Consider the following 5,503-nt stretch of genomic DNA (forward strand, 5'->3'; position numbering starts at 1 on the left):
TGGCGATGAACGCGGCGAAGACGGCAAGGTCTTCGAAGTTTCCTTGAACGACGATGGCACCGGCTCCTACACATTTGAGCTTCTCGGCGCGCTGGACCACAATCCTCCGGGCTCTAACGGTCAGATGGTTTCCTGGAATCTGGACTTCAACATCACAGCCAAAGACGCCGATGGCGATACTGTCAACGGTGACTTCCGTGTGGTTGTGGCTGATGATGCTCCAACGGCTGACTACTCCGGTCGCATCACACTGACCGAGACAACTGATGAAGACGGCGATTTCGTCGAGCAATCTGCTTCCGGTCAGATGATCTTTGATGGCGGCGCAGATGGTGCGACAGTCACCGAGATCCGCTATGAATCCGGTGAGGTCGACGGGAATACCGCGATCATCGATGGTGATGCAGACAGCTTCACCCGGGTTGAGTTCACTTCTGGCGGAGAGGACGTCATCGTTACTCAATCCGCCGACGGTCTCACTCTCACTGGTGAAACCTCCAGTGGTCTCAAAGTCTTCACTCTGACAGTAGATAGTGTCGAAACTGGTGAGTACACCTTCACACAGCACGCCGCTATTGATCATCCAGATGCAAATGAAACAGGTGCTGAAGATCCGCTGCGCATGAAGATTGGCTTCACCGTGACGGATGGCGATGGCGATACGGCAAGCCGCAGTTTCCAGGTTGATATCAATGACGATGGCCCGTCTATCGGTGAACCAACCGCAAAGACCGTCTCTGAAGTCAATTTGGACTACGGTTCAGACACCGGCTACTCCATCAGCATGGACACCAATGGCGGCGCAAACAGGTTCTTCATTGAGCCGGGCGCTGACTTCTTCAAAGTTAGCGGGCAGGGTGTTGGGGGACAGCAGCCTGTAACTTTGGAACTCCTGGGTGAGCTGTGGAATGGTGAGATCGTCACACGTGGCAACGGCAGCGAAGTACGCGGGAACTTCTCCAAGAATGACCCTGACGCCAAGATCAGCGTGAATGACAACCACATCGTCAACATCGGTGGCAGGGACACCGGCGGCAACTACAAGTTCCGCTTTGACAATGAACAGGATGCCAAAAACTTTGCTGAGTTCCTTCAGGACATCAAGGCAGATGGGTATCTGAACGAACTGTTCTCCGATCCGGGCCAGCTTAAGGTGAAGGGTGATCTGGACATTGATTGGGGCGCTGACAGCGTTGATGCTGCTGGCGACAGCAAGACCGCGCAAGATGATGCTTCTGTACTGGAAGGCAACCGCGCAGTAACGTTCTCCGACACGCAAACGCCGGGCAACAACGTGGTTGTCAAGAACGGTGATGCCGTTGTCGATACACTCATGTCCCGCGGGGAAGAAGTCACTTACAGCCTGAATGGAGATGGCACCGTACTGACGGCTTCTGCTGGTGCACGCACGGTCTTCACCGTCACCCTGTTGGATGATGGCTCCGGCAAGTACATTCTTGAGATGGTTGACACTCTGGATCATCCAGCTGGGGCCGAGGACGATCTTGCACTCTCCTTCGACTTTACCGCGCGCGATAGCGATGGCGACACAGCGGATGGCCGTTTTGTCGTGACCGTGAAGGACGATGTGCCGACCACATCAGACAGCGCGACCGTAAAGGTCACGGAAGACGCGGAAGCGAATGGCGACTTCATCACCCAGTCCGGAAAAGGACGCATGTTGTTCGAGGGCGGCGCAGATGATGCAGAAGTCACCGAGATCCGCTACGAGACTGACACCGTTGCGGGCAAGGCAGGCATCGCTGATGGCGAGAGCGGAGAGGCCGTTGGCTTCACCTCTGGTGGTGAGGAAGTAATCATCACTGCGTCCGTCGATGGCTTGACACTGACCGGTACCACGGTTGGCGGCACCAAGGTGTTCACCGTCACTGTCACCGACGCTGAAACCGGCCGTTTCACCTTCACCCAGTATGAAGCAATCGATCATCCGGACGCGAATGAGACCGGCGCTGCCGATCCTCTGTCCATGACCATTGGCTACACCGTGACGGATGGCGATGGCGACACAGCAAACGGCACCGTCGAGGTCACCATCAAGGATGATGGCCCGTCCATCGGCACGCCAAGCTCCAGCACCATTTCCGAGGCTGACCTGGCCGTGCCAGGCGAAAACCTCATCGTCAATGGCTCCTTCGAGCAGCCAGAGCTGGGCAATGGGAAGTGGAGCAACTACAAGGATGGCGAGGGCATTGAAGGCTGGAATGGCACTGATGTCGAGATCCAGAACCAGTATGAAGGCCGCGTAGCTTCCGATGGCGAGCAGTATCTTGAGATTGATGCAGCTGGCCAGGTGGACACCGTAAGTCAGTCCGTCCAGACTGAAGCTGGCGCTCAATATGAGTTGTCATTCGACATCGCGGCTCGCGGTGATGGTGCTGAAACCATTGAAGTTTACTGGAATGGTGAACTGCTCTCTGCTGAACAGGCTGTGGGAAGCGACTGGACGACAGTCTCCTTCGTGGTGACGGGAACAGGCGGCGAAGACACGCTTGAGTTCCGTGAACCAGCCGGTGAGAACAACACCTATGGCGGGTTCATTGACAACGTCAGCCTCTACAAGATCGGCAACACCACGCCGGACGGTGCCGTGGATGGCTATGCCCACAGTGTGGATGGCGACCTCAATGTGGATTGGGGATCAGATAGCGCCGATGCCGGTGACGATCTGCAGGGCTCTCAAGACGACGCCTCTGTTGTTCTGGGTAACCGCGCGGTCCTGTTCACGGACGACAGTGTCTCGGTGACGCAAGGCGGTGAGGCGGTTTCCGACCTCACTTCCAAGGGCGAAAAGGTTGAGTTCGCGCTCAGCGAAAACAACACGGTTCTGACGGCGACAGCTGGTGGGCGTACGGTCTTCACCGTCACGCTGCTGGATGATGGCTCTGGCCAGTATATTCTTGACATGCTGGACACCCTTGACCATCCAACAGACAACCCGGGTGTTGCTGGCGAGGACCTGGAGCTAAGCTTCGAGTTTGTTGCACGCGACAGCGATGGCGATTTATCTGCACCTGGCGAGTTCACGGTAACGGTTGCTGACGATCCGCTTGCGGACCTCAGCGTGGTCAAGGTGGGTGACGGCGTTCGCAGCACCCACTACACCACCGACGAGCGGGACGCGAGCGGCTTGGCCGACAAGCTGGGCCAGCCGATCCAGCCAAACGCCGTTCCAGATGAAGCCGTGATAACGATGGAAGATGGGGTCGAGGTCGTCGCAGCGGACAGCTGGAATGCCGCGAAGAACGTCTTCTACACTTCAGGTACCGAGTCTTCTGACAAAGTGCGCCTTGAAGACTTCGTCCATGTGGATGCGGATACCCGCCTCAAGGACGAGGGTGTGTCCCTTGACATCGACAACGCAAAGCGCGGCAACATTGCCATGGGCGATGGCGACGATCAGCTCGACATCTCACTGGCAACCAACGGTTCGGGTTACTCCAACAAGTTTGTCATCGACACTGGTGACGGTAACGACGAGGTCATCATCCAGCCGGGTGAAGCCCAGCCATCTGCTGGCATCACCGATGGACGCTACACTGAAGTTGAAATCAAACTTGGTGATGGCGATGATGTCTATGAGAACACAACCGAGGCAAGCGACACTGTTTACGGCGGTGAAGGCAACGACATCGCAAGAACGGGCGCTGGTGATGACGCGATGTATGGTGGTGGCGGCAACGACACCTTCTACGGCGGTGCAGGTGATGACACCTACTTCATGACAGATGCCTTTGGCGATGATCATGTGGATGGCGGCTCTGCAGGATCTGACATGGATACTCTTGACATGTCAGCGGTGACGGAGGACCTGACCTTCACCGGCACCAACCTGTTTGAGACCAAGATGGCAACGGTTACCGGCGACGCCGGAACGGCAACCTTCACGGAAATCGAACAGATTGTCAGCGGTGGCGGAGACGACGTCTTTACGTCAGGCTACACTCTCAGGGATATCCAGAAGATCTCCATGGGTGGCGGCAACGACACCTTTGCATGGTTGACCTTCAACAAGGATCAGCTGGAAATCGATGCCGGTGAGGGTGACGACACAGTCAACGTTGGTGGCGCCATTGGCGCAGGGCACACTGGCCTCATTGACGGTACCGTAAACGGTGGTCTGGGAACGGATACACTTGCGGTTCAGTTCACTCTTGGACGCGGTACCGGATTTAACGTCGTCTTTGATGGCGACAACAGCGGGACTGTTGGCTACATCGACGGTGAAACCACTCAGACACGGTTCGAAAGCTTTGAGGAGTTCACATTCGGTGACTTCAAGAATGACAAGTACAACCATGATCATGTGGACGCGAGCGCATCGAATGCTGATCTGAAGATCAGCACAGCACGAGGTGATGACACTGTCATCGGCGGCGCTGGTAACGACACGATCGATGGCGGTAAGGGTAATGATGTTCTTGAAGGCGGGGCTGGTGCCGATGCGCTTTACGGCGGTGAAGGCAACGACACGGCCAGCTATGCCGGCTCCAGTGAAGCGGTAACAGTTAACCTGGCGGATGGCACCGCTTCTGGCGGAGATGCAACCGGCGACACGCTGAGCAGCATCGAAAACCTCATCGGCTCTGATCACGACGACACTCTGACCGGCGATGATAATGCAAACCAGATTGAAGGTGGCCTTGGCGCCGACCTGCTAACCGGTGGTGAAGGCAACGACACCATCAAGGGCGGTGAAGGCACAGACACGGCGGTCTACACCGGTTCTGTTCTGGACTATCGCTTTGGCCATCAGACTGGCTTCATTGAAGTGGTCGACGGTGTTGCTGACCGCGATGGGGCGGACAAGGTCTCCGGCGTTGAGAAGCTCACTTTCGCAGAAGGCACTTATGTTTGGACCTATGGCCACAACGCAACGGACACGTTGGTTGCCGAAGACGGGGTGAACACCCTTCTCGTTGGCTTCCACGACAACGACACCTTGACCGGCGGCACGGGCGACGATGTTCTCTTCGGTGATCATGGTGTGGACTTCAACTGGCAGCCGGGCAATGACATTCTGGATGGCGGTGCTGGCAACGACATTCTCGTCGGCGGTGGCGGTGATGACCTGCTGACCGGTGGTGAAGGCAACGACACCATCAAGGGCGGTGAAGGCACAGACACGGCGGTCTACACCGGTTCTGTTCTGGACTATCGCTTTGGTCATCAGACTGGCTTCATTGAAGTGGTCGACGGTGTTGCAGACCGCGATGGAGCGGACAAGGTCTCCGGCGTTGAGAAGCTCACTTTCGCGGAAGGCACTTATGTTTGGACCTATGGCCACAACGCAGGTGACACGCTGGTTGCCGAAGACGGGGTGAACACCCTACTCGTTGGCTTCCACGGCAACGATACCTTGACCGGCGGCACGGGCGACGATGTTCTCTTCGGTGATCATGGTGTGGACTTCAACTGGCAGCCGGGCAACGATGTTCTGGATGGCGGTGCTGGCAACGACATCCTCGTCGGCGGTGGCGGTGAT

At 56.8% G+C, this 5,503-nt stretch carries 1 protein-coding gene; it reads left to right on the forward strand.

Annotation, left to right across the window (positions count from 1 at the left end; translation table 11 throughout):
* A partial coding sequence (locus tag PUV47_RS19770; protein ID WP_274220329.1) for a DUF5801 repeats-in-toxin domain-containing protein occupies nt 1–5,503 on the forward strand: 5,503 nt, incomplete at both ends.

Origin of the sequence: Pseudovibrio exalbescens (genome assembly GCF_028737195.1) — a bacterium.
Lineage (GTDB): Bacteria > Pseudomonadota > Alphaproteobacteria > Rhizobiales > Stappiaceae > Pseudovibrio > Pseudovibrio zosterae.